Below are 22,917 nucleotides of genomic sequence, written 5' to 3' on the forward strand. Positions count from 1 at the left end.
CAAAAGCTTAATTTCCCCCTCCATACACGATTACGTCATTCCCATATGAATCTGACTGAACTCAAGCAAAAGCCGATTACCGATCTGCTCGAAATGGCCGAACAGGCTGGCATAGAAAATATGGCCCGTTCGCGCAAGCAGGATGTGATTTTCTCCCTGCTCAAAAGGCACGCTAAAAGTGGCGAGGAAATTTCCGGTGATGGCGTGCTGGAGATCCTCCAGGACGGCTTCGGCTTCCTGCGCTCTGCAGACGCTTCCTACCTGGCCGGTCCGGACGACATCTATGTCTCCCCGAGCCAGATTCGCCGCTTCAACCTGCGTACCGGCGACACCATCGTTGGCAAGATCCGTCCTCCGAAAGAAGGTGAGCGTTATTTCGCTCTGCTCAAGGTCGACACGATCAACTACGACCGCCCGGAAAACGCCAAGAACAAGATTCTGTTCGAAAACCTGACGCCGCTGTTCCCGAACGTGCGCATGAAGATGGAAGCCGGTAACGGTTCCACCGAAGATCTCACCGGTCGTGTCATCGACCTGTGCGCACCGATCGGTAAAGGTCAGCGTGGTCTGATCGTTGCGCCGCCGAAGGCGGGCAAGACCATCATGCTGCAGAACATCGCGTCGAACATCACGCGTAACAATCCGGAAGTGCACTTGATCGTTCTGCTGATCGACGAGCGTCCGGAAGAAGTGACCGAAATGCAGCGCACCGTGCGTGGCGAAGTGGTTGCCTCGACATTCGACGAACCGCCAACCCGTCACGTACAGGTTGCCGAAATGGTGATCGAAAAGGCCAAGCGCCTGGTCGAGCACAAGAAAGACGTCGTTATTCTGCTGGACTCCATCACCCGTCTGGCTCGTGCCTACAACACCGTCATCCCGAGCTCCGGCAAGGTACTGACCGGTGGTGTCGATGCGCACGCCCTGGAGAAGCCAAAGCGTTTCTTCGGTGCTGCACGTAACATCGAAGAAGGCGGCTCGCTGACAATCATCGCCACCGCGCTGGTTGAAACCGGCTCGAAGATGGATGAAGTCATCTACGAAGAGTTCAAGGGTACAGGCAACATGGAGCTGCCTCTGGATCGCAAGATCGCCGAGAAGCGCGTGTTCCCGGCCATCAACATCAACCGCTCCGGCACACGCCGCGAAGAGCTGTTGACCGCTGATGACGAGCTGCAGCGCATGTGGATCCTGCGCAAGCTGCTGCACCCGATGGACGAGGTCGCCGCTATCGAGTTCCTGATCGACAAGCTCAAGCAGACCAAGACCAACGATGAATTCTTCCTGTCGATGAAACGCAAGTAACAGACGGGTCGTTTCAAGAAATGGCATCCTTCGGGGTGCCATTTTTTTTGGCCGCCGTTTGGCTCATTAGCTGCCTTGAAAGCTCAGAGCAGGTACGATGTGCGTCTATTTGGATAAATGGCCGGGTTAATGAAATTCAAAGATCTAAGGGATTTCGTACAGCAACTTGAGCAGCGCGGAGAGCTGAAACGCATTCAGATGCCGATTTCGCCCGTGCTGGAAATGACCGAGATCTGTGATCGCACCTTGCGCGCCAAAGGCCCTGCCCTGCTGTTCGAAAAGCCGGTTGGCTTCGACATCCCGGTGTTGGGCAACCTGTTCGGCACGCCAGAGCGCGTCGCCATGGGCATGGGCGCCGAGGCGGTCAGCGAACTGCGTGAGATCGGCAAACTGCTGGCTTTCCTCAAGGAGCCCGAGCCGCCCAAGGGTTTGAAAGACGCCTGGTCCAAGCTGCCGATCTTCCGCAAGGTCATCGCGATGGCGCCCAAGGTCTTGAAAGACGCGCCCTGCCAGGAAGTGGTCATCGAAGGCGATGATGTCGACCTCGGCATGCTGCCGGTCCAGACCTGCTGGCCGGGCGACGTTGCCCCGCTGATCACCTGGGGTTTGACCGTTACCAAAGGCCCGAACAAGGAACGTCAGAACCTGGGCATCTATCGCCAGCAGGTTATCGGTCGTAACAAGATCATCATGCGCTGGCTCAGCCATCGTGGCGGCGCGCTGGATTTCCGTGAGTGGTGCGCCAGGCATCCGGGCGAGCCTTATCCGGTCGCCGTCGCGTTGGGTGCTGATCCGGCCACCATCCTGGGTGCCGTGACCCCGGTGCCGGACAGTCTCTCCGAATACGCCTTCGCAGGTCTGTTGCGCGGCTCGCGCACTGAACTGATCAAGTGCCGAGGCAGCAACCTGCAAGTGCCCGCCAGCGCCGAAATCGTGCTTGAAGGTGTTATCCATCCGGGCGAGATGGCGGATGAAGGTCCCTATGGGGACCACACTGGCTATTACAACGAAGTGGACAGCTTTCCGGTACTGACCGTCGAGCGCATCACGCACCGTATCAAGCCGATTTACCACAGCACCTACACCGGCCGTCCGCCGGATGAGCCCGCGATTCTGGGCGTTGCCCTGAACGAAGTGTTTGTGCCGATCCTGCAGAAACAGTTTCCGGAAATCGTCGATTTCTACCTGCCGCCTGAAGGCTGCTCGTACCGCATGGCCGTTGTGACCATCAAGAAACAGTATCCCGGCCATGCCAAGCGCGTGATGCTGGGCGTCTGGTCGTTCCTGCGGCAGTTCATGTACACCAAGTTCGTGATCGTCACCGACGACGACATCAATGCCCGCGACTGGAACGACGTGATCTGGGCGATCACCACCCGCATGGACCCCAAGCGTGACACGGTGATGATCGACAACACGCCAATCGATTACCTGGACTTTGCATCGCCCGTATCAGGTCTGGGCTCCAAGATGGGCCTGGATGCGACCAACAAGTGGCCTGGCGAAACCAGTCGGGAGTGGGGAAGGGCTATCGTCAAGGATGAAGCCACAACACGTCGGGTCGACGAGATCTGGGATCAGTTGGGAATCAAGTGATGCGCGTAACCTTGCAGCCCTCCGGGGCCGTGCTGGAAGCCTTGCCGGGTGAACGGATTCTCGACGCTGCACAGCGTCTGGGCTATGAGTGCCCGCAGAGCTGTCGCAATGGCAATTGTCACGTCTGCTCGGCGCTGCTGGTCGAAGGGCGTGTCGTGCAGTCGGGTCAGGAGCACGATCACGGCGAGATCTACACCTGCCTTGCCGAACCTCTTGAGGACTGCGTGGTGCTGTGGGATGGCGTGCTGGCCAAAGGCGAGCTGCCGGTGCGCAGCTTTGCCTGCCAACTGAGTGAGTGTGTAGAGGTGGGCGGCGATGTCTGGCGTGTGGGGCTGCGGGCTCCGGCCGGCAAGGTACCGCGCTACCACGCCGGACAATACTTGATGATCGAGCGTGAGAACGGCGAGAAGTCAGCGTTCTCCATTGCTTCGGCGCCTCATCGAGGGCGCGATCTGGAACTGCACGTTCTGGTGCGCGAAGACAGCGCGCGCAGCCTTATCGAACAATTGCAGCGCAACGCGATGGCTCGTGTCGAACTGCCATTTGGTGACACGCACCTGGCCGAGCTGCCTGACGGGCCACTGGTTCTGATCGCCGCAGGCACAGGCATGGCGCAAATGAGCAGCCTCATCGAACATTGCCGCGTCACCGGCTTCAGCCACCCGGTGCACCTGTACTGGGGCGTGCGACGTCCCGAGGACTTCTACGAAATCAGCCATTGGGATGAATGGGCGAAGCTGCCCAACCTGTTCCTGCACAAGGTCGTCAGTGACCTGTGCAACTGGGAAGGGCGCTGCGGCATGCTGCACGAGGCCGTCTGCTACGACATCAAGGATCTTTCGGCGGTGCACGTCTACGGCAGCGGCTCGCCTGCGATGATCTACGGCACCCTCGACGCGCTGGTCAGCGCCGGCATGGACGCTCATCAGATGCGTGCGGACGTGTTTGCCTACGCGCCACGTCCCTGATACCTGACTGACGGTGGTCCGGCTGGATTGTAAATTGCTTGGATCACCCTTATAGCGTCTGGCGATGTCAAATCGTCGCCAGATTCTTTTCGGCACAAAGGCCACTGGCCTGCAGCGAAGAACGTACCACGACACCCTGATGCCGCTCGCCCGTGAGCGATTCAGCGGGGCTCGGCAAAGACTGGCAGTCAGACTGTCAGGGAGGCAAATGGAGAACCCAATCAACGAACTGGCCGTAGCTGTACACGACGGTCTGGGCCTGACGTATCCACCTGTCATCGATCTGGGCCCGCAACTCACTCGCGAGCAGTTGCTCGCATCCATGGACGCCACGATGAAGCGTCACAAGGGTGGTCCGGTCTGGCTGTTCGCCTACGGCTCACTGATCTGGCGACCTGAATGCACCGCCGTCGAGCGTCAACGCGGACGCGTGCATGGATACCATCGCGGTTTGTACCTATGGTCCCACGAACACCGCGGCACGCCGGAGGTTCCGGGACTGGTGTTTGGTCTGGACCGTGGCGGTTCCTGCACCGGCTTTGCCTATCGGCTGCCGGACGAGTGCCTCGAAGACTCGTTGCTGGCTCTCTGGCAACGCGAGATGCCTTATCCCTCCTATCGCCCACACTGGCTCAGCTGCCGTCTCGAAGATGGCAGGCAGGTTCAGGCGTTGGGGTTCGTGCTGGAACGGCATTTGCCGAGCTATGCCGGCAACCTGCCGGACAGTGTGCTGAGCCAGGTGCTGGCCAGCGCAAGCGGGCGGTACGGAACCACCCGCGATTACGTCGAGCAGACCGCCATCGCCCTGCGCAGCCACGCCATGCCGGATCGGCATCTGGAGGCGCGGCTCAAGCGATGCCAGTCAGCGACGGCCTGAATCAGGCCTTGGCTTCACGCGAGGTGCTGGCGACCTGTTTGTGACGCAGCGTCGGGGCCAGGAAAACCATGGCCAGAATGCACGCGCCGATCAACAGCACGAAGCCGCCGTCCCAGCCGAAGTGGTCCACGGTATAGCCCATCGCCGCACTCGCTGCGACCGAGCCGCCCAGATAACCGAACAGTCCGGTAAAGCCTGCCGCCGTTCCTGCCGCCTTCTTGGGCGCCAGTTCCAGCGCCTGCAGACCGATCAGCATCACCGGGCCGTAGATCAGGAAGCCGATGGACACCAGCGCGATCATGTCGACCGTCGGGTTGCCTTCCGGATTCAGCCAGTACACCAGCGTGGCGATGGTCACCAGGAACATGAACACCATGCCGGTCAGGCCGCGATTGCCCTTGAAGATTTTGTCCGACATCCAGCCGCACAGCAGCGTGCCCGGAATGCCCGCCCACTCGTACAGGAAATAGGCCCACGAGGTCTTGTCGACCGTGAAGTGCTTGGCTTCCTTGAGGTAGGTCGGCGCCCAGTCCAGTACGCCGTAGCGCAGCAGATAGACGAACACGTTGGCCATGGCGATGTACCAGAGGAATTTGTTGCGCAGCACGTATTTGACGAAGATTTCCTTGGCGCTGAATTCTTCTTCATGGCTGGCATCGTAGCCTTCCGGGTAGTCGTTCTTGTAGTGCTCGATAGGCGGCAGGCCCACCGATTGCGGTGTGTCGCGCATTGTTGCAAACGCGAACACGGCAACCAGCAAAGCCACTGCCGCCGGGACGTAGAATGCAGCGTGCCAGTCGTTGGTCCAGCCCATGCCCAGCAGGAACAGCGGACCGATCAGGCCGCCACCGACGTTGTGCGCCACGTTCCACACCGACACCACGCCGCCGCGCTCTTTCTGCGACCACCAGTGCACCATCGTCCGTCCGCTCGGCGGCCAGCCCATGCCTTGTGCCCAGCCGTTGATGAACAGCAGCACGAACATGATCGTGACACTGGACGTCGCCCACGGCGCGAAACCGAAGATGAACATGATCCCGGCCGACACCAGCAGGCCGAAGGGCAGGAAATAGCGCGGGTTGGAACGGTCGGAGATGATTCCCATCAAGAACTTCGACAGACCGTAGGCAATCGCAATCGCCGACATCGCCACGCCCAACTGACCGCGTGTATAACCCTCTTCAATCAGATAAGGCATCGCCAGCGAGAAGTTCTTGCGCAGCAGGTAATAACCCGCGTAACCAATGAAAATACCCGCGAATATCTGCCAGCGCAGACGACGATACGTGCTGTCGACTTTTTCTTCGGGAAGGGGTGCCTTGTGCCTGGCAGGGCGGAAAAACGCAAACATAGAGACTCTCCGGGTTCTTATTTTTTTTGCGAAAGCGAATATTACATTTTCGTTACAGAAAAAAGCACTGCCTTTTGACCGAAAACCCGCGGGAAATGGGAGGTTACGCATGTTGTTTTGTGAACGTCAGAGAGGTTTAACGATTCAGTAACCGAAAAGGACAGGTCCTACGGCTGTCTAAGAAATGGTGTACTTATATGTTTACAGAGGCCCCTTTTAGTATCGCGACATGAATGCCATGCAGGCAGTTATGTCGCGACGAGCAGGGGCTTTGATGAAGTAGATTGTGGTTATTCTTGTGGTTTCAATGGCGTTGATGGCGCTGCCGATTTACGCAGCAGAAGCGTTTCTGGTGCCGATGTACACGCCCATGCCAACGTTTTCCGCCGAACGTGTGAAGGCCCGCTATGCCGGAAAGGTGCGTGCTCAGATGGTTATCAAATCCGACGGCTCAGTGCATGAAGCAAAGGCGATTGAAAGTGGGCATCCGCTCATGACTTCGTCGGTCGAGCAAACGCTCAGGCAATGGCGCTATAAACCCTGGATCGGAACTGTTGGTGCGCCGCCTTTCACCAGCATCACCGTGCCGGTGATTTTTGGTTCCCACGGGTACCGACGTTTCAATACCGAGGTCAGTTTAGGGTTGGGCGACATTCGCTGCGGCTACCTCAATCACGAAGTGCAGTTCGTCCGGCAGGACTCCCCCGACGAATCGTTAAGCAACGTTGATGTGTTCTGGTACACCGGCCAAGTGCTGTTCAGCAGCCATGTTGCGCAAGGCCTCCCCCATCCTGAAAGCTAAAACGTAACCGTGACCTATCAGTTCGCTGGAACGGCGCTTTTTCGTCCTCCGCTGGACGAACGCGATGCGTTGGTGGGCGATTTGTTTCAGGCGGTGCCGACGGTAATCGCGAGTTCTCGGGATAATCTTGGGCAGCGATAGGTGAGCTATTCGCCGGAGCGTGTTCGGCAGTCATCTTAAAGGCCGCTGCTGGAACCTGACGCCAGTTCGGACGACGACATCTCGAACTGGCGTCTACGGCTGTCAGCTAGTCAAATACGTTCATTTTTCCTATGGCTTCAAAATGCTCAGTATTGGACACGCCTTGAGCGCTCAGTGCGTTTGAGCATTCTGTCACCGCAAACTCAATGGCATTTTTGAGTGCGTTCAGGGCAACACCTATTTCCTTTGTTGCCTCAGGCCCCAGCATCGCTTCCGCTGTACGTGCTGATTCTGATGCCAGCCTTAGGGCTTCCTCGGCTTTTCTACGTGTAACTTCGCGCGCTGCCTCTTCAATCTGGCGTTGCGCGAGCTGCAGTGCTGCCTCTCGGGCACGCTGCTGCGCGGCGTGCTCTTCTGCCATGCGCCGGGCGGCTTCTTCCGCCTGCATTCGTGCCCGAGCAGCATCTTCGGCTGCGCGGCGTGCGGCTTCTTGAGCGACAAGCACGGCGTGCTGGTGTTGCTGCTCTTTAAGCCTGCCGTGTAACGATTCGAGGCCAACTTTGAACTCGTTTAGAAAGCGAATGCTCTGCAGATGAAAATCAGCATCGACCGTCATGGAGTAGAAGTCAGTCTGACCACCCCCCGGCAAGCTGCGCAACAAGGCTTTGTTTTCCATGTCGAGCTTTGTAGCGCGTACATCACCCCACATGAAACGTACATTATCGATGTGTGCTTGCTGCAACGGTGCTCGTTTGCTGTTAATAAGATGATAGGCCGTGTGTATGTATCGTTCGGTAATCCCTGTGTATTCAAGTCCGCTCAAGTTGCCAATGTGAGCGGCAAGTTCTGCCTGCAAAAAAATGGGCAGTTGTTGCAGGTGATGATTTAGCTCTTCCATGGTTTAAATCCTTTTAGATTGTTATGATTGCTGAAAAATAATAGTGGATAAGCGTGCGGCATTGGTTTAGTCGGGCTGCTTGAATCCCGGCTTGCCACTCTGCGCTATCCATGCCTTGATTTCCTGCATGACCCCTTTGGCGCTGTCTTCTCGATCTGCGGGTGGATAACAGAGGAGGCCTGATTTCTCGGGGTGCTCGGTCACGCCAGCTATGTGGTCGATAAGGTCAGTTATATACTGTTCCTCTTGATCTTCAGGCACATCAACCGGACCGTCGAAAAGCTCGCTAAGAATTTCAAAGAACTCGGGTTCTGTGTATTCGCTCAGCGTTGATTTAAATTTCATGTGCGTGTTTTCCTGTGGGTCTGAATATGCTCTTTGGGAGTCATTATAGTGAGGTTGTCGAGGTCGTAGACGGCTCCCCCATTGCTGATCCAGTGTTTGTGATGGATCTCTAGTTTTACACGGCTGCCTATTCTGTCTTCCGGCAGAGCATAGGGTGCGCGTTTCTTTGAAACCTCTCTATTATTAATAAAGCTGAAGTGCCTACTCAACTCAGGATCTTTAGACGCCGCTAACCAAATTGCCTCTCTCAGCCCATCAAAGCTGTTGAATTTCTGACCTCTGAGCTGCTCCGCGATACTCGATGGAATGGGTGCTCCCTGACTCTTCGCAGAGTTTTTCAGCCAGTTTGCGTCAACCGTTGCTCCATACCCGCTCGCTACCCCAGGAATCGACCTCGGGTCCTTGAATAGCAGATAGGTGTCTGGCAGCCCTGAATCAATCGGCGATACGAGAATGTAGTCATCAGGATCGTTTCGATCGATTGCCGGGTACGTCTCCAGCTCGGGAGCGACCGGAGCCACGGTGTTGCCTGGATCAGCAGGCAGCGCTGGTGGCCTCAGGGGCGAGACAGTCGAGCTGTCAGCCGGTCGTGCTATTGGAGTCCAGATCAGTGACGGTGTGGATTCGCCATCTCGGATAAATTCGTAGGTATTGTTCTGGGCGTTGTAGGTGAATGTTCGTACACGAACCTTCGTGCCGAGTTTTATTCCATCGGTTGCCGTCCACTGCGCGAGCGAGCGTTCACCATCGGTGGATTCGACCAGTCGATGAGGTACATCAATGGCACCGCCCACACTGGCGACGTAAGCCAGGTCCAGTGTTTCAGGCAGATTGAGCTGTGAAAGGGGCGTGCCGACCACGGGCGAGGGCCGTTCGGCATCGCCCAGGATCGGCGCATAAGCGGCTAGCGCGAGACCTGCATTGCGTGTGAGTGCCTTTGAAGCGATTCGAAAAAAATATTCCTTCGCCAGATGGGCCGTCTTTGTCTGTGCCGTTTCGATCCCCGCAGTGGTTGCCGACAGCGCAGGAGGTGCTACGGCATTCCATAGAGTGTTGACGTGCTTCGTGGAGACGGACTCTTCTGTCTCCCTGGCCGATCTGAAAGTGTGCGATAACTCGGCATGCTGTGTGGAGAGTTGGGTAGATCGTTCTTCGAGTAGTGAGATGGCTTGTGAAAGAAGTTGCGACTCTTGTGTATGCGTATAGGCATCTATCCAGCGTCGATGAAGCTGATGTGACAGATTTGCATCACCGTTGCTATGGGCTTCAAGAAAATGTTTGTACTGGCTTGGATCTGGATTGCCTACGCCTGTACCACTTGCAGTAAGTGCATTATTTAATGCGTCCCGATCAACGCTTTCATGGCGATCAAGTAGTTGATCTGCACTTTTTCTTGAAGGATGAGATCAAGTGCCTGCTGCGCGGTATGCGGAACCTGTTGCGAATCAATGAAGCCAATTTCCTGCGCTATCGACTCGGATAAGCTGGCAGACTTCGCTGTGTAGTGTCGTGCTATATCCTGACTTTCAGTTCGAAAAGACTCGGTCAACGAGTTGATAGTGTGTCGGTATGCTTGTTCTTTCTCGGCCTGGGCACGTGCAGTAGCTTCTGTCTGCGCTCTCGCTGTTGCTTCGGCTTTTACTCGCTGTTCACGTTCGTGTTGCGCTTTGGCCAGACTCTGCGCATGTTCCTGAGCCTGCCGCTCGGCCTGTGCGATGGCTTCGGCTTCAGCTATTGCTTGAGCAGCCTGCTGTGCGCGGGCATGCAGTCGCCTGCGTCGTCTTTTTCGGCTGGAGGAACCCGTATTGGTGAAACTGCTCCCGAAAAAGCCTGTATTTTGCGGTTTTGATGAGCCGCCGTGACTAATATTCACAGTCCCGGTGGTTGTGTCCTTTAATAAGTTGGTCTGTCTTTTTTTCTGATAGCCATACAGTTCTCCTTTCTGTATGGCTATGTTGTTTGATTTTTATGCACGCCCGATCTATATAAATATTTTAAATTGGTTTTTCTATACTGATCACTACCTTCCCCACCGCCCTCCTTTCCCCCAACGCATCAATCGCCTCCCCAGCGCGCTCCAGCGGATAGACCTGCGACACCAGCGGCTTCAACTTTCCCTCTTCAAACCACGCAAACAGCTGCTTGAAGTTTGCGGCGTTATCTTGCGGCTGACGCTGTGCAAAAGAACCCCAGAACACCCCCACCACCGAGGCGCCTTTGAGCAAGGCCAGGTTGACCGGCAATTCGGGGATGCGGCCGCTGGCGAAACCGACGACCAGCAGGCGTCCGTTCCAGGCGATGGAGCGGATGGCCTGGTCGAAGAGGTCGCCGCCGACCGGGTCGTAGATCACGTCGACGCCGTTGCCATTGGTAAGGCGTTTGATTTCGTCCTTGAGGTTTGTGTCGGTGTAGTTGATGAGTTCGTCGGCGCCTGCGTTTTTGGCGACGTCAAGTTTCTCTGCCGAACTTGCGGCGGCGATGACGTGGGCGCCCAGGGCCTTGCCGATTTCCACCGCAGCCAGACCGACGCCACCGGATGCACCAAGCACCAGCAAGGTTTCGCCGGGCTGCAGGTTGGCGCGTTGCTTGAGGGCGTGCATCGAGGTGCCGTAGGTCATGCTGAAGGCGGCTGCGACGGTGAAGTCCATGCTTTCTGGAATGGGCAGCACGTTGTAGTTCGGCACGGCGACCTGCTCGGCGAAGCTGCCCCAGCCGGTGAGGGCCATGACACGGTCACCGGTTTTCAGGTGAGCGACCTTTTCCCCGATGGCCGAGATCACACCCGCTGCTTCTCCACCCGGTGAGAAGGGGAAGGGCGGCTTGAACTGGTATTTACCTTCTATGATGAGGGTGTCTGGAAAGTTGACCCCTGCGGCGCGAACGTCGAGCAGGATTTCGTTCTTCTTGACGTCAGGAGCGGGGATGTCTTCAAGCACCAGCGTACTGGCGGGGCCGAAGGCTTTGCACAAGAGGGCTTTCATCGGGGCTATTCCTTTTCCAGAGATGGCCGATAAAGTCAGTTAAGCGGGTGTACGGGTCAATGAGCATGACTCGGCCTGATAAGTACACATAAGCTATATCCGCTGTATAAGCTATGCGGCGAACCGTATTAAGGAGTGGACTGTGAAAGCGTGGATTCTGATGTTACTGGCCTTGTCGTTGCCCGTCATGGCGCAGGAAGAAGCCAAGGAAGAAGGTCCGCCCAAGGCGGCCTATGTGTCTCTGACACCACCGTTCGTGGGCAATTACGCGCTGGATGGCGGCCCGAAGCTGCGCGTCTACAAGGCCGACATCGCCCTGCGTGTCACCGGTGCCGACGCTGAAGCGGCCGTGAAGCGTAACGATGCGCTGATTCGTAACCAGTTGGTGTCGCTGTTCACGCAGCAGACGGTGGACAGCATGAGCAGCGCCGAAGCGAAAGAGAACATTCGTCAGGAAGCGCTCAAGCAGGTCCAGCGCGTCATGAATGATGAAGAGGGCAAGCCGGTCGTTGAAGACCTGCTGTTCAACAACTTCATCGTCCAGTAAGCCCGATCAGCGTAGCGCCAGAATCGCCGCCCATTGTTCGGCGGTGACCGGCATGACCGAAAGTCGGCTGCCCTTTTGCACCAGAGGGAGTTGCTCCAGCTGACTTTGCTGTTTCAGGTAGCCGAGGCTGAGCACGTTGCCAAAGTGTTCCACGAACTCCACGTCGATGGCGCTCCAGGGATTCTTTTCGGGCGTGGCTTTGGTGTCGTGGTAATGACTGTCAGGGTCCAGCGCGGTAGGGTCCGGGTAAGCGGCTTCAGTGATCTTCGCGATCCCCGCGATGCCGGGCTCGGGGCAGCTGGAATGATAGAAAAAGAATTCGTCGCCCGCCGCCATGGACCTGATGAAGTTGCGTGCCTGATAGTTGCGTACGCCGTCCCAGCGGGTCTTGCCCAGGCGTTGCAAATCGCTGATCGAGAGCTCGTCGGGCTCGGACTTCATCAGCCAGTAGGCCATTGCGGGTTGCTCCTCAAGTAATAAGTTCATGTGAGTTTGATGACAAACCGACAGTCGGTTGGCGTCAGCATTTGCGTACTGGTTCACGTTATCGCAGAATGCCGCCATTTCAAGCACCACGCTGCTGCACGGCTCGTAGAAAACCGCTGCTGACACCGTATTGATTTGCCTAAGGAGGGCAGTCAATGAAACGCAAGCCTGATTTACTCTGGATTCTGGTCGTATTGTTTGGCTTGGGTGTCGTGACAACCGGTTATGCGCAGAGCCTGTGGACAAGCAAGGCAGACATGCCTGTCGAGATCACCCAGCAACAGCAGAAAGTCCCCGGTCGGCCTTGAGCTGACACCGAATGTCCTTCTTTGGCTCTGACCGTCTTCATGCTTTCGCAAGAAATCTGACTGGTCAGAGTGCCTTGGCCAGATACCAGCGTCTGTCCGATACCGTACCCTGCAACGGGACGTCCCAGCTGGCCTGCGCCAATCGCTCCACCTTCTGACACTCATGAGCCAGCCCGAGCAGCACCGGCTTGCGCCATGTGCTTCTGCGCGCCCGGTAAGCGAGGCTGCGGTCATAGAAGCCGCCACCCATGCCCAAGCGTCCGCCTTCGTCATCGAACCCCACCAGCGGCATCAGCACCAGATCAAGTGCCCAGATCCTGCGCTGCTTTGCGCGGTTGATACGCGGCTCGGGAATGCGAAAGCGGTTGGCTCTGAATGTCTCGCCGGGGCGCACGCGCTGAAAAACCATGCGGGTTCTTGGCCAGGCATTGAGAACAGGCAGGTAAGTCGCCTTGCCGCGACGCTGTGCCGCACGCAGCAGCAGGCGCGGATCGATCTCGCCGTCCATGGGCAGGTACAGCGAGACATGTCGGGCGCGTCTGAACAGGGGATGCTGCGCCAGTTGCCGATAGAGGCCGCGGGCGGCTTCACGCTGCTGGCTGCGGGTCAGGGATCGACGAGCCTTGCGCAACTGGCGGCGCAGTTGCGGGCGTGAGAGCGAAGGTGCGCTGGTCATGAGCAAGCGATCATGCAGGCTGATCCGGAAGATGGGTCCTTGAGGTGAGTATCAAGGCAGGATCGTCATTGCCAGACAACTGAGCTGGCAATGGATTGAATGAGGACTCCCCGACGAACCGCTGTCGGTGTAGCCCTTGAACCCGAAAGTTCAAGGTGGAGATTGCAGGAGGTTTTAAGGCTTTCCGTCGAGCGGACATGCACACCAACCCCAACGTGCAACCCCCGTGGTTGTGCGTATCGGCTCAGGGACATGACCGACTGGCAAGCACTCCAGGGAGCGGCGCAAGTATACAGAAACGCCCCGAAATAATCAGCCCCGTGTGGAATCCGGTGTTCCAGGCGTGTCGGTGGCCAGTACCAGATCGACCTTGTCGAGGAGGTCACGGACCTGTTCACGGGTCGATCCGCTGGCCTGTACGTCAGGCAGATCCTGCTTGTGCAGCAGATCGTGGGTGATATTCAGAGCGGCCATTACCGCAATGCGATCGGCGCCGATGACTTTGCCGCTGCTACGGATTTCACGCATCTTCCCATCCAGGTAGCGGGCAGCGCTGACCAGATTCGTGCGCTCCTCCTGAGGGCAGATGATGGAGTATTCCTTGTCGAGGATCTGAACGGTCACGCTGTTGCCATTACTCATGAGTCTTGCTCCAAAGCTTTGAGGCGCGAAATCATTGACTCGACCTTCTGCCGGGCGATTTCGTTCTTTTCAATGAGGTGGGCGCGTTCCTCGCGCCAGGACTTTTCCTGAGCTAATAGGAGTGCATTTTGGGATTTAAGTTGCTCGGCGTGCTTGAGCAGCAGCTCCACTCGTTTCATCAGCGCTTGCAGGTCGGTGTCTTCCATTGTTTTCCACTGAGTACTTTCTGATGAATGGCAGGGGTGTCATGTTCACGCTCAAGCCCAAACCGTCGCGTTGATGATCTTGGCGCGCGGATAGTCTAGGATACAAGGCCTTCATTCTAGACATTGCGCCGTTTGGCGACTAGCTACCCATGCCCATTCAGAATTCTCCGTACAAAGCATTCGCCACCCTGCTCAACGGCAGTGGCCATCCGGTTTCTCCCGCCGAACTTCATGGCCTGCTCCTGGGCCGCAGCTGCGCGGGGGCCGGCTTCGACAACGAAGGCTGGTTTGCCGATGCCTCAGTGCTGCTGGAAACCGAGCCAGAGGACAATGTTCGCCAGGCGCTGATCGGCCTGCAGGAGATGGTCAAGGGCGAACTCACCAGCGACGACATGACCGTTGTGCTGTTGCTGCCGGGCGATGACGAGCCGCTGGCTGACCGGGCTGCTGCGCTGGGTCAGTGGTGCCAGGGATTCCTCTCGGGCTTCGGCCTGGCGGCGGGTGACAAGGTGCTGAGCATCGAGGCAACCGAAGTTTTGCAGGATCTGGCGGCCATCGCCCAGGTTCAGGACGCGCTGGAAGAGTCCGAAGACGGCGAAACCGATTACATGGAAGTCATGGAATACCTGCGCGTTGCGCCGCTGCTGCTGTTCACCGAGTGCAACAAGCCCGCCACGCCGGAACCCAAGCCTTCCCTGCACTGATTGCCCATCATTGCGTATCGGTCGATGCCCGGATTTTCGACCGATGCGCGCCATCAGGACATACGTTGCCGATGATCCATATACCCAAGGCCGAATACGCCCGCCGACGCAAAGCCCTGATGGTCCAGATGGAGCCCAACAGCATTGCGATTCTGCCGGCTGCGGCTGTGGCGATTCGCAATCGTGATGTGGAGCACGTCTATCGTCAGGACAGCGATTTTCAGTACCTGAGTGGCTTTCCCGAGCCGGAAGCGGTGGTCGTGCTGATTCCGGGCCGGGAGTATGGCGAGTACGTGCTGTTCTGCCGCGAACGCAATGCCGAGCGCGAGCTGTGGGAAGGTCTGCGTGCCGGACAGGAAGGTGCGATTCGTGATTTCGGCGCGGACGATGCGTTTCCGATCAGCGATATCGACGACATCCTGCCAGGCCTGATTGAAGGCCGCGACCGTGTTTACTCGGCCATGGGCAGCAACCCTGAATTCGATCGCCACCTGATGGAGTGGATCAACGTCATCCGCTCCAAGGCGCATCTGGGTGCCCAGCCGCCCAACGAATTTGTCGCGCTGGATCACCTGCTGCATGACATGCGTCTGTACAAGTCAGCAGCCGAGATCAAGGTGATGCGCGGCGCTGCACAGATCTCTGCGCGTGCGCACGTGCGGGCGATGCAGGCCTGCCGGGCCGGGCTGCATGAGTTCAGCCTTGAAGCCGAGCTGGATTACGAATTCCGCAAGGGCGGCGCAAAGATGCCTGCTTATGGCTCCATCGTCGCTTCGGGGCGCAATGCCTGCATCCTGCATTACCAGCAGAACGACGCCGCACTCAAGGACGGCGATCTGGTGCTGATCGACGCGGGTTGCGAAATCGACTGCTACGCCAGCGACATTACCCGTACGTTCCCGGTCAGCGGCACCTTCTCACCTGAACAGAAGGCTATTTACGAGCTGGTGCTTGAATCCCAGCACGCGGCTTTCGAGGCCATCGGTCCGGGCAAACACTGGAACCAGGCGCATGAAGCGACGGTCCAGGTAATTACCGCCGGGCTTGTCAAGCTGGGGCTGTTGCAGGGCGATGTGAACCAGCTGATCGAAGACGAAGCCTACAAAGCGTTTTACATGCACCGTGCCGGACACTGGCTGGGCATGGATGTGCATGATGTCGGCGAATACAAGGTCGGCGGAGAATGGCGCGTGCTGGAAATCGGCATGGCGCTGACCGTGGAGCCCGGCATTTATGTGTCTCCCGACAATCTGAATGTCGCAAAGAAATGGCGAGGTATCGGCGTGCGTATCGAGGACGACGTGGTGGTAACCAAGAAAGGCTGTGAAGTGCTTTCCAGCGACGTGCCCAAAACCGTGGCCGAGATCGAAGCACTGATGGCCGCCTCACGGGTTCAGGCAGCATGAGCCGTTTCAACATAGCCATCGTTGGTGGTGGACTGGTCGGCGCGAGCCTTGCGCTTGCGTTGCAGGCAGGGGCCAAGGCGCGTGGCTGGAAAATCGTTCTGATCGAGCCGTTCGCGCCGGGCGAAACTTATCAGCCCAGCTACGATGCGCGCTCTTCAGCATTGTCGTTTGGCGCGCGTCGGATTTACGAGCGGCTGGGTGTCTGGCAACAGATCTCGCGCCGGGCCGAGCCGATTCTGCAGATTCAGGTGTCCGACCGCGGTCGCTTCGGCGCGACGCGTCTTTCGGCTATCGAGGAAGGCGTGCCTGCGCTCGGTTACGTGGTTGAAAACGCCTGGCTGGGGCAGTGCCTGTGGGCCGGGCTGGATCGAGACGTCGTCAGTTGGCGCGTGCCCGCCGAGGTGCGCAGCATGCAGCCGCTGGCGGAGGGGTATCGCCTGACGCTGGCCGACGAAACCGAGCTGGAGTGCGATCTTGCTGTGCTGGCTGACGGCGGCCGCTCCAGTCTGCGCGAGCAATTGGGCATTGGTGTTCGGCAAACGCCTTACGATCAGAGCGCATTGATCGCCAACATCACACCGAGCGAGGCCCATTGCGGCCAGGCGTTCGAACGCTTTACCGATGATGGGCCGATGGCCCTGCTGCCGTTGCCGGACAATCGCTGTGCATTGGTCTGGACGCGTCGTGGTAATGACACCCAACGCCTTGCCGAGCTGGACGACCGCAGTTTTCTTGAGGAACTGCAAGGTGTGTTCGGCTATCGCCTTGGCACCTTGCGTCAGGTCGGCGCGCGTCATGTCTATCCGCTGGCGCTGGTCGAAGCCGACGAGCAGGTGCGTTCACATCTTGTGATTCTTGGCAATGCTGCGCACAGCCTGCATCCGATTGCCGGGCAGGGCTTCAATCTGTCGCTGCGCGATGCCGATGCTCTCGCCGAAACATTGCTCGACAGCGACGCGGCGCTGGGTGATCTGACGACGCTGCAGGTTTATCGCGAGCGTCAGCGTGCCGATCAGCAACTGACTGTGGGTTTCTCCGACAAGGTGACACGCCTGTTCGGCAGCACGCAGTCGGCGGTGACCACAGGGCGCAATATCGGTTTGCTGGGGCTGGATCTGCTGCCCACTGCCAAGCGCTGGTTTGCCCGTCAGGCAATGGGGCTGGGGACACGAACCGATGTCTGAATCAGGCACTTTCAACACGGCTGCGGCCGCAAGCGGGAACGGTTTGAACATGGAAACGCGTGCAGATGTGCTGATCGTCGGTGCCGGCATGGTCGGCAGCGCCCTTGCGCTGGCTCTGCAAGGCAGCGGCCTGGAGGTCATCGTGGTCGACGGCGGAGCGTTGAGCGTCAAGCCGTTCGATGTGGCCTGCGCGTTCGAACCGCGTGTCAGCGCCCTGTCGGCGGCCAGCCAGCGGATTCTGCAGCGCCTCGATGTGTGGGAAGGCATCGTCGGGCGGCGCGTCAGCCCTTACAGCCACATGCATGTGTGGGACGGCAGCGGCACCGGGCATATTCACTTCTCCGCCTCCAGCGTACATGCCGATGTGCTCGGTCATATCGTCGAAAACCGGGTGGTCCAGGATGCGCTGCTTGACCGCCTGCATGACAGTGACATCGGTCTGTTGGCCAACGCGCGGCTGGAGCAGATGCGCTATTCAGGCGATGACTGGCTGCTGACCCTGTCTGATGGCCGCAAGCTTCGCGCGCCGCTGGTAGTGGCTGCCGATGGCGCGAACTCTGCGGTGCGCCGTCTGACCGCTACGCCGACCCGCGAATGGGATTACCTGCACAACGCAATCGTGACCAGCGTGCGCACGGCCGAACCGAACAGGAAAACCGCCTGGCAGCGTTTCACTGACGAGGGGCCGCTGGCCTTTCTGCCGCTTGATCGCGATGGCGAGCATTGGAGCTCGATTGTCTGGTCGGTGACGCCTGCCGAGTCCGAGCGGCTGATGGCGGTGGACGATGACGTCTTCTGCAAAGAGCTTGAGCAGGCGTTTGAAGGGCGTTTGGGGCAGGTGCTGGCCGTCGATGCGCGCTTGTGCGTCCCGCTGCGTCAGCGCCACGCCAAGCGCTACGTTGCCAAGGGGCTGGCTCTGATCGGCGATGCGGCGCACACCATTCACCCGCTGGCCGGGCAGGGCGTGAACCTCGGGTTTCTCGATGCCGCCGTGCTGGCCGAAGTGCTGACTCATGCAGCGGCACGTGGCGAGTTGCTGTCGGACGTGCGCGTGCTGGGTCGCTACGAGCGTCGTCGTATGCCGCACAACCTGGCGCTGATGGCGGCGATGGAAGGCTTTGAACGTCTGTTTCAGGCCGATCCATTGCCGCTGCGCTGGCTGCGTAACACCGGCCTCAAGGTGGTCAACAAGCTGCCGGAAGCCAAGGCGCTGTTCGTTCGCGAGGCGCTGGGGCTGTCGGGGGACCTGCCGGAACTGGCAAGGTTGTAATGGCTCGGCGTATCGTTCCCACGCTCCTGCGTGGTAACGCCGCTCAGAGCACATGCCCGCGCGCAGTAATGGGCGCGATCAGTTTTCTGGGCTCCTCCTTTCTGCAACATCCAGTAACGCCTCCAGCGCCTCTTCGATTGAGATAGCAAATGGGATTCACTACCATTTCGCCTCATTTGCGAACGCGAGATACCTTCATGCAGGCAAGCAAGCGTCTTCTGGCTGCTTTGACACTGACTCTGCTGGGCGGCACCGCCCAGGCAGCCGACGAAGTGGTGGTGTATTCCTCCCGGATCGATGAGCTGATCAAGCCGGTGTTCGACGCATACACGGCCAAAACCGGCGTGAAGATCAAATTCATTACCGACAAGGAAGCGCCGCTGATGCAGCGCATCAAGGCCGAGGGTGAGAACGCGACCGCCGACCTGCTGCTGACCGTCGATGCGGGCAACCTCTGGCAGGCCGAGCAGATGGGCATCCTACAGCCGTTCACCTCGCCGGTCATCGAAGCCAACATTCCACCGCAATATCGCTCGTCCACCCATGGATGGACGGGTTTGAGTTTGCGGGCGCGGACCATCGCCTACTCGACCGACCGTGTGAAGCCCGCTGAACTGACGACCTATGAAGCCCTTGCCGACAAGAACTGGGAAGGCCGTCTGTGTCTGCGCACCGCCAAGAAGGTCTACAACCAGTCGCTGACCGCCACGCTGATAGAGACGCACGGTGCCGAAGCGTCCGAGAAAATTCTCAAAGGCTGGGTCAATAATCTCTCTACCGACGTGTTCTCCGACGACATCGCCGTGCTTGAGGCCATCAACGCCGGGCAGTGCGACGTTGGGATCGTCAACACCTACTACTACGGCCGTCTGCACAAGCAGAACCCGGATCTGGCGGTAAAGCTGTTCTGGCCGAACCAGGCCGACCGTGGCGTGCATGTCAACCTGTCGGGTATTGGTCTGACCAGATACGCGCCGCACCCGGACGCCGCCAAGGCGCTGGTTGAATGGATGACCGGCCCTGAGGCTCAGAAGATCTTCTCCAGCGTCAACCAGGAATTCCCGGCCAACCCTAAGGTGGCTCCATCCGACGAAGTGGCGAGCTGGGGTGAGTTCAAGGCCGATACCATTCCGGTCGAAGTGGCAGGCAAGCGTCAGGCGGAAGCCATTCGCATGATGGATCGCGCGGGCTGGAATTGATTTAATACGCGGCAGCGCAGAGTTCCCACGCTCTGCGCGCAGTAACCCGCTCAGGACGCTCCGCGTCCGCTCTCGAATGTGACGCGGAGCGTGGGCACGATCACAAGATCACGATTCCTTTACCGACTTCGAGAATCTCTTGGCCCATCCTGTCCAACGCCGTTGGTACCCACTGGTCTTTACCATCGCCGCGCTGGTGCTTTTGCCGCTAAGCGTGTTGCTGCTTTCCTGGCAAAGCATCGATCAGCAGATCTGGTCGCACCTGCTCGAAACCCAGATGACGCGCCTGCTGGGCAACACGTTGATTCTGGTGGTCGGCGTCGGTGTGGGCGTCACGCTGCTGGGGGTGAGCCTGGCGTGGCTGACCAGCCTGTGTGAGTTTCCCGGACGGCGTTGGCTGGACTGGGCGCTGATGCTGCCTTTTGCGATTCCGGCCTACGTGCTCGCATTCGTCTTTGTCGGGCTGCTGGATTTTTCCGGCCCGGTGCAAACGCTGATGCGCGAATGGTTTGGCAGCGGCCTTCGACTTCCCCGGGTGCGCTCCACGGGCGGGGTGATCATCGTTCTGGTGCTGGTGTTCTATCCCTACGTTTACCTGCTGGCACGCACCGCATTTCTGGCTCAGGGCAAAGGCCTGATGGAAGCGGCCCGTGTGCTTGGGCAATCGCCGTTGCAGGCTTTCTGGCGCGTGGCCTTGCCGATGGCACGCCCGGCCATCGGTGCGGGTGTGGCGCTCGCGCTGATGGAGACGCTGGCGGATTTCGGTGCCGTGTCAGTGTTCAATTTCGACACCTTCACCACTGCCATTTACAAGACCTGGTACGGGTTCTTCAGCCTCTCCAGCGCGGCGCAACTGGCCAGTCTGTTGCTGTTGGCGGTGCTGATTCTGCTTTATGGCGAACGTCGTGCCAGAGGCGCTAGCCGCGCGACCAACGAGCGGCCACGAGGCAAGGCGCTTTATCACCTGCGGGGCCTCAAGGCCGTGGCTGCGACCCTCTGGTGCGGGCTGGTGTTTCTCTGTGCGTTTGTCGTGCCTGTGCTGCAACTGGTGGTCTGGGTCTGGCAGCGGGGTCGCTTCGATCTGGATGAGCGTTACACTGGCTTGATTCTGCACACCCTGTACCTGGGCGGCATGGCTGCGTTGATTACCGTCAGCGCCGCGCTGGTGCTGGCTTTCGCACGGCGCATGGCGCCCACTCCTGCGATCCGTTCGGGCGTGAGCCTGGCCAATCTCGGCTACGCGTTGCCGGGGTCGGTACTGGCAGTGTCAATCATGCTGGCGTTCAGTTACCTGGACCGGGAACTGGTCATCCCCTTGTCGGGCTGGCTCGGCGGAGCGGGCAAGCCACTGCTGCTGGGCAGCCTGTCCGCCTTGTTGCTGGCGTATCTGGTGCGTTTCATCGCTGTGGCGTTCGGTCCGCTGGAAAACAGTCTCTCGCGTATCCGTCCTTCGCTGCCTGAAGCAGCACGCAGTCTGGGCGTCAGCGGACCGAAGTTGTTTCTCGACGTGTATCTACCGTTGCTGGTTCCCGGCGCCTTGAGTGCCGCGTTACTGGTGTTCGTCGACGTGCTCAAGGAAATGCCGGCAACCCTTCTGATGCGCCCATTTGGCTGGGACACGCTGGCCGTGCGCGTTTTCGAAATGACCAGTGAAGGCGAGTGGGCGCGAGCTGCATTGCCCGCCCTGACGCTGGTGCTGGTGGGTCTGTTGCCCGTCATCGGGCTGATTCGCCGCTCTGCCCGTCAGATTAGCTAGGTGCGGGGCCACCACCTTGCGGCTACAATGCGCCGCAATTGGTGCGGTCTGTCAGACAATTCGACACGCTTTATTGGTCGCAAACCCTGACTCAGCGGGGGGCTTGCCGTGATATGTCTGCCCGCACCTTCGCCACGCCCGGAAGGAGAAACCCATGGGACAGCGTACCCCACTCTTTGACCTGCACCTCGCGCTCGGCGCGAAGATGGTCGATTTTGGTGGCTGGGACATGCCGTTGCATTACGGATCGCAGGTCGAGGAGCACCATCAGGTGCGTCGCGACTGTGGGGTCTTCGATGTCTCGCACATGAACGTGATCGATGTGGTCGGCAGTCAGGCCAAGGCCTGGCTGCGTTACCTGCTGGCCAATGACGTCGACAGGCTCAAAACGCCTGGTCGCGCGCTATACAGCGCCATGCTCGACAGTCAGGGCGGCATCATCGACGACATGATCGTCTATCTCACGACCAGTGGTTATCGGCTGGTCGTCAATGCGGCGACCGGTGCCAAGGACTTCGCCTGGATGCAGTCACGGCTGGAAGGGTTCGACGTACAGCTGGTCGAGCGCAGTGAGATGGCCATGCTGGCGATTCAGGGGCCGCAGGCCCGAAACAGAGTCGCCGAGCTGGTCTCCAGTGCCCGTGCCGATCTGATTCGCCAGCTCAAACCTTTCGAAGGCCATGACAACGCCGACTGGTTCATCGCCCGCACCGGTTATACCGGCGAAGACGGTCTGGAAATCATGTTGCCGGCCGAACAGGCCCCCGGCTTCTTCAATGATCTGGTCGGTGCCGGTATTTCCCCGATCGGCCTTGGCGCGCGCGACACGCTTCGTCTGGAGGCGGGCATGAACCTCTATGGGCAGGACATCGACGAAAACGCGTCGCCGCTGGTGTCGAACATGGACTGGAGTATTGCCTGGGAGCCTGCCGAACGTGATTTCATCGGACGTCGGGCGCTAGAGGCCGAGCGAGCCGAGGGCGTCGCCTTCAAGCTGGTCGGGCTGGTGCTTGAAGAACGCGGTGTATTGCGCGCTCGGCAAGTGGTACGCATCGCAGAAATTGGCGAAGGTGAGATCACCAGTGGTAGTTTCTCTCCTACGCTGAGCAAGTCGATTGCTCTGGCACGCGTTCCGATGGCCACCGCTGACCGCGCCGAGGTCGAAATCCGCGGCAAGTGGTACCCGGTGAGGGTCGTGCAGCCAGCGTTTGTGCGTCATGGCAAAGCCCTGATCTAACCTAATCTGGCGGGTTTTCCGCTGACCCCGAT

General features: G+C 58.9%; 23 protein-coding genes, 1 other RNA gene and 1 pseudogene. 14 read left to right on the forward strand and 11 right to left on the reverse strand.

All coding sequences use genetic code 11. The features are described 5' to 3' along the window. The first annotated feature begins 45 nt into the window (after positions 1-45). From rho to KDX39_RS11735, 4 genes are all read left to right on the forward strand, one after another. On the forward strand, positions 46-1,305 hold the full coding sequence (rho, locus tag KDX39_RS11720) for a transcription termination factor Rho (RefSeq protein WP_004886821.1): 1,260 nt from the start codon (positions 46-48) through the stop codon (positions 1,303-1,305). A 129-nt stretch (positions 1,306-1,434) separates the two neighbouring features. Beyond that, on the forward strand, positions 1,435-2,901 hold the full coding sequence (ubiD, locus tag KDX39_RS11725; RefSeq protein ID WP_210070530.1) for a 4-hydroxy-3-polyprenylbenzoate decarboxylase: 1,467 nt from the start codon (positions 1,435-1,437) through the stop codon (positions 2,899-2,901). Next, the gene (locus KDX39_RS11730) at positions 2,901-3,869 is read left to right on the forward strand and encodes a CDP-6-deoxy-delta-3,4-glucoseen reductase (RefSeq protein WP_231660472.1); all 969 of its coding nucleotides are present in this window, start codon (positions 2,901-2,903) and stop codon (positions 3,867-3,869) included. The genes ubiD and KDX39_RS11730 overlap by 1 nt, the downstream gene beginning before the upstream one ends. Before the next feature lie 208 nt (positions 3,870-4,077). Next, positions 4,078-4,746 carry a gamma-glutamylcyclotransferase gene (locus tag KDX39_RS11735; protein WP_099228851.1) on the forward strand — a complete coding sequence of 223 codons (669 nt, stop codon included), beginning with the start codon at positions 4,078-4,080 and terminating at the stop codon, positions 4,744-4,746. 1 nt (position 4,747) lies between these two features. On the opposite strand, the gene glpT is transcribed toward KDX39_RS11735, so the two are convergent. Further along, a complete protein-coding gene (glpT, locus tag KDX39_RS11740; protein ID WP_025996719.1) occupies positions 4,748-6,097 on the reverse strand; it encodes a glycerol-3-phosphate transporter in 1,350 nt (449 codons plus the stop codon). 307 nt (positions 6,098-6,404) lie between these two features. Between glpT and KDX39_RS11745 the strand changes: the two are divergent. Then, a pseudogene (locus tag KDX39_RS11745) lies at positions 6,405-6,893 on the forward strand (energy transducer TonB); the annotation flags it as partial. A gap of 253 nt (positions 6,894-7,146) precedes the next feature. On the opposite strand, the gene KDX39_RS11750 reads toward KDX39_RS11745, so the two are convergent. The 5 genes from KDX39_RS11750 to KDX39_RS11765 all read right to left on the reverse strand — a co-directional run bounded on the left by KDX39_RS11750 (position 7,147) and on the right by KDX39_RS11765 (position 11,264). After that, entirely contained in the window at positions 7,147-7,938 is a 792-nt protein-coding gene (locus KDX39_RS11750; RefSeq protein WP_231660473.1) for a hypothetical protein, read from the reverse strand. 66 nt (positions 7,939-8,004) lie between these two features. Then, positions 8,005-8,283: a bacteriocin immunity protein gene (locus KDX39_RS11755; RefSeq protein WP_231660474.1), complete on the reverse strand. Its 279-nt coding sequence runs from the start codon at positions 8,281-8,283 to the stop codon at positions 8,005-8,007. Beyond that, positions 8,280-9,143, reverse strand: coding sequence for an S-type pyocin domain-containing protein (locus tag KDX39_RS26425; RefSeq protein ID WP_331462077.1), 864 nt, complete (start codon positions 9,141-9,143; stop codon positions 8,280-8,282). The genes KDX39_RS11755 and KDX39_RS26425 overlap by 4 nt, the downstream gene beginning before the upstream one ends. A gap of 476 nt (positions 9,144-9,619) precedes the next feature. Next, entirely contained in the window at positions 9,620-10,156 is a 537-nt protein-coding gene (locus KDX39_RS26430; protein ID WP_331462078.1) for a hypothetical protein, read from the reverse strand. A gap of 121 nt (positions 10,157-10,277) precedes the next feature. Continuing rightward, complete coding sequence (locus KDX39_RS11765; protein ID WP_231660475.1) at positions 10,278-11,264, reverse strand: NADPH:quinone oxidoreductase family protein; 987 nt, start codon at positions 11,262-11,264, stop codon at positions 10,278-10,280. A gap of 142 nt (positions 11,265-11,406) precedes the next feature. Between KDX39_RS11765 and KDX39_RS11770 the strand changes: the two genes are divergently transcribed. Then, positions 11,407-11,811 carry a flagellar basal body-associated protein FliL gene (locus KDX39_RS11770; RefSeq protein WP_025996713.1) on the forward strand — a complete coding sequence of 135 codons (405 nt, stop codon included), beginning with the start codon at positions 11,407-11,409 and terminating at the stop codon, positions 11,809-11,811. 6 nt (positions 11,812-11,817) lie between these two features. Here KDX39_RS11770 and KDX39_RS11775 read toward each other — a convergent pair whose 3' ends face one another. Then, on the reverse strand, positions 11,818-12,267 hold the full coding sequence (locus tag KDX39_RS11775) for an EVE domain-containing protein (RefSeq protein WP_231660539.1): 450 nt from the start codon (positions 12,265-12,267) through the stop codon (positions 11,818-11,820). A gap of 185 nt (positions 12,268-12,452) precedes the next feature. Between KDX39_RS11775 and KDX39_RS11780 the strand changes: the two genes are divergently transcribed. Further along, complete coding sequence (locus KDX39_RS11780; protein ID WP_099228848.1) at positions 12,453-12,605, forward strand: hypothetical protein; 153 nt, start codon at positions 12,453-12,455, stop codon at positions 12,603-12,605. A gap of 64 nt (positions 12,606-12,669) precedes the next feature. On the opposite strand, the gene KDX39_RS11785 is transcribed toward KDX39_RS11780, so the two are convergent. The 4 genes from KDX39_RS11785 to KDX39_RS11800 all read right to left on the reverse strand — a co-directional run bounded on the left by KDX39_RS11785 (position 12,670) and on the right by KDX39_RS11800 (position 14,129). Next, positions 12,670-13,281 (reverse strand): 5-formyltetrahydrofolate cyclo-ligase, encoded by a 612-nt coding sequence (locus KDX39_RS11785; protein WP_231660476.1) that lies wholly within the window; start codon positions 13,279-13,281, stop codon positions 12,670-12,672. 103 nt (positions 13,282-13,384) lie between these two features. Then, a non-coding RNA gene (gene ssrS / locus KDX39_RS11790) (6S RNA) lies at positions 13,385-13,563 on the reverse strand. Between the two features lie 30 nt (positions 13,564-13,593). Further along, positions 13,594-13,923 (reverse strand): cell division protein ZapA, encoded by a 330-nt coding sequence (locus KDX39_RS11795; RefSeq protein WP_004886792.1) that lies wholly within the window; start codon positions 13,921-13,923, stop codon positions 13,594-13,596. After that, positions 13,920-14,129, reverse strand: coding sequence for a TIGR02449 family protein (locus tag KDX39_RS11800; RefSeq protein WP_099228846.1), 210 nt, complete (start codon positions 14,127-14,129; stop codon positions 13,920-13,922). The genes KDX39_RS11795 and KDX39_RS11800 overlap by 4 nt, the downstream gene beginning before the upstream one ends. Before the next feature lie 149 nt (positions 14,130-14,278). Here KDX39_RS11800 and KDX39_RS11805 point away from each other — a divergent pair, with 149 nt between their 5' ends. From KDX39_RS11805 to gcvT, 7 genes are all read left to right on the forward strand, one after another. Then, positions 14,279-14,833, forward strand: a complete 555-nt coding sequence (locus tag KDX39_RS11805) for a YecA/YgfB family protein (protein ID WP_004886783.1) — start codon at positions 14,279-14,281, stop codon at positions 14,831-14,833. A 71-nt stretch (positions 14,834-14,904) separates the two neighbouring features. After that, complete coding sequence (gene pepP, locus KDX39_RS11810) at positions 14,905-16,239, forward strand: Xaa-Pro aminopeptidase (RefSeq protein ID WP_231660477.1); 1,335 nt, start codon at positions 14,905-14,907, stop codon at positions 16,237-16,239. After that, positions 16,236-17,423 carry a 2-octaprenyl-6-methoxyphenyl hydroxylase gene (gene ubiH, locus KDX39_RS11815; protein WP_231660478.1) on the forward strand — a complete coding sequence of 396 codons (1,188 nt, stop codon included), beginning with the start codon at positions 16,236-16,238 and terminating at the stop codon, positions 17,421-17,423. The genes pepP and ubiH overlap by 4 nt, the downstream gene beginning before the upstream one ends. Before the next feature lie 49 nt (positions 17,424-17,472). Then, positions 17,473-18,693 carry a 2-octaprenyl-3-methyl-6-methoxy-1,4-benzoquinol hydroxylase gene (locus tag KDX39_RS11820; protein WP_231660479.1) on the forward strand — a complete coding sequence of 407 codons (1,221 nt, stop codon included), beginning with the start codon at positions 17,473-17,475 and terminating at the stop codon, positions 18,691-18,693. A gap of 197 nt (positions 18,694-18,890) precedes the next feature. After that, positions 18,891-19,892 carry an extracellular solute-binding protein gene (locus KDX39_RS11825; RefSeq protein ID WP_231660480.1) on the forward strand — a complete coding sequence of 334 codons (1,002 nt, stop codon included), beginning with the start codon at positions 18,891-18,893 and terminating at the stop codon, positions 19,890-19,892. A 139-nt stretch (positions 19,893-20,031) separates the two neighbouring features. Beyond that, a complete protein-coding gene (locus KDX39_RS11830; RefSeq protein ID WP_231660481.1) occupies positions 20,032-21,648 on the forward strand; it encodes an ABC transporter permease in 1,617 nt (538 codons plus the stop codon). 154 nt (positions 21,649-21,802) lie between these two features. Continuing rightward, positions 21,803-22,885 carry a glycine cleavage system aminomethyltransferase GcvT gene (gene gcvT / locus KDX39_RS11835; RefSeq protein ID WP_231660482.1) on the forward strand — a complete coding sequence of 361 codons (1,083 nt, stop codon included), beginning with the start codon at positions 21,803-21,805 and terminating at the stop codon, positions 22,883-22,885. The last annotated feature ends 32 nt before the right edge of the window (positions 22,886-22,917 follow it).

Source organism: Pseudomonas sp. CDFA 610 (assembly GCF_021147865.1).
In the GTDB taxonomy this organism is placed as follows: Bacteria; Pseudomonadota; Gammaproteobacteria; order Pseudomonadales; family Pseudomonadaceae; genus Aquipseudomonas; species Aquipseudomonas alliivorans.

What these genes read in the sequence shown, in the direction of transcription:
- KDX39_RS11820 (WP_231660479.1), top strand. Translation starts at nt 17,473, where the DNA reads ATGGAAACGCGTGCAGATGTGCTGATCGTCGGTGCCGGCATGGTCGGC.
- KDX39_RS11775 (WP_231660539.1), bottom strand. Translation starts at nt 12,267, where the DNA reads ATGGCCTACTGGCTGATGAAGTCCGAGCCCGACGAGCTCTCGATCAGC.
- KDX39_RS11755 (WP_231660474.1), bottom strand. Translation starts at nt 8,283, where the DNA reads ATGAAATTTAAATCAACGCTGAGCGAATACACAGAACCCGAGTTCTTT.
- ubiD (WP_210070530.1), top strand. Translation starts at nt 1,435, where the DNA reads ATGAAATTCAAAGATCTAAGGGATTTCGTACAGCAACTTGAGCAGCGC.
- KDX39_RS11735 (WP_099228851.1), top strand. Translation starts at nt 4,078, where the DNA reads ATGGAGAACCCAATCAACGAACTGGCCGTAGCTGTACACGACGGTCTG.
- KDX39_RS11750 (WP_231660473.1), bottom strand. Translation starts at nt 7,938, where the DNA reads ATGGAAGAGCTAAATCATCACCTGCAACAACTGCCCATTTTTTTGCAG.
- KDX39_RS11825 (WP_231660480.1), top strand. Translation starts at nt 18,891, where the DNA reads ATGCAGGCAAGCAAGCGTCTTCTGGCTGCTTTGACACTGACTCTGCTG.
- KDX39_RS11780 (WP_099228848.1), top strand. Translation starts at nt 12,453, where the DNA reads ATGAAACGCAAGCCTGATTTACTCTGGATTCTGGTCGTATTGTTTGGC.
- pepP (WP_231660477.1), top strand. Translation starts at nt 14,905, where the DNA reads ATGATCCATATACCCAAGGCCGAATACGCCCGCCGACGCAAAGCCCTG.
- ubiH (WP_231660478.1), top strand. Translation starts at nt 16,236, where the DNA reads ATGAGCCGTTTCAACATAGCCATCGTTGGTGGTGGACTGGTCGGCGCG.
- KDX39_RS11805 (WP_004886783.1), top strand. Translation starts at nt 14,279, where the DNA reads ATGCCCATTCAGAATTCTCCGTACAAAGCATTCGCCACCCTGCTCAAC.
- KDX39_RS11730 (WP_231660472.1), top strand. Translation starts at nt 2,901, where the DNA reads ATGCGCGTAACCTTGCAGCCCTCCGGGGCCGTGCTGGAAGCCTTGCCG.
- gcvT (WP_231660482.1), top strand. Translation starts at nt 21,803, where the DNA reads ATGGGACAGCGTACCCCACTCTTTGACCTGCACCTCGCGCTCGGCGCG.
- KDX39_RS11795 (WP_004886792.1), bottom strand. Translation starts at nt 13,923, where the DNA reads ATGAGTAATGGCAACAGCGTGACCGTTCAGATCCTCGACAAGGAATAC.
- KDX39_RS11800 (WP_099228846.1), bottom strand. Translation starts at nt 14,129, where the DNA reads ATGGAAGACACCGACCTGCAAGCGCTGATGAAACGAGTGGAGCTGCTG.
- KDX39_RS11785 (WP_231660476.1), bottom strand. Translation starts at nt 13,281, where the DNA reads ATGACCAGCGCACCTTCGCTCTCACGCCCGCAACTGCGCCGCCAGTTG.
- KDX39_RS11765 (WP_231660475.1), bottom strand. Translation starts at nt 11,264, where the DNA reads ATGAAAGCCCTCTTGTGCAAAGCCTTCGGCCCCGCCAGTACGCTGGTG.
- rho (WP_004886821.1), top strand. Translation starts at nt 46, where the DNA reads ATGAATCTGACTGAACTCAAGCAAAAGCCGATTACCGATCTGCTCGAA.
- glpT (WP_025996719.1), bottom strand. Translation starts at nt 6,097, where the DNA reads ATGTTTGCGTTTTTCCGCCCTGCCAGGCACAAGGCACCCCTTCCCGAA.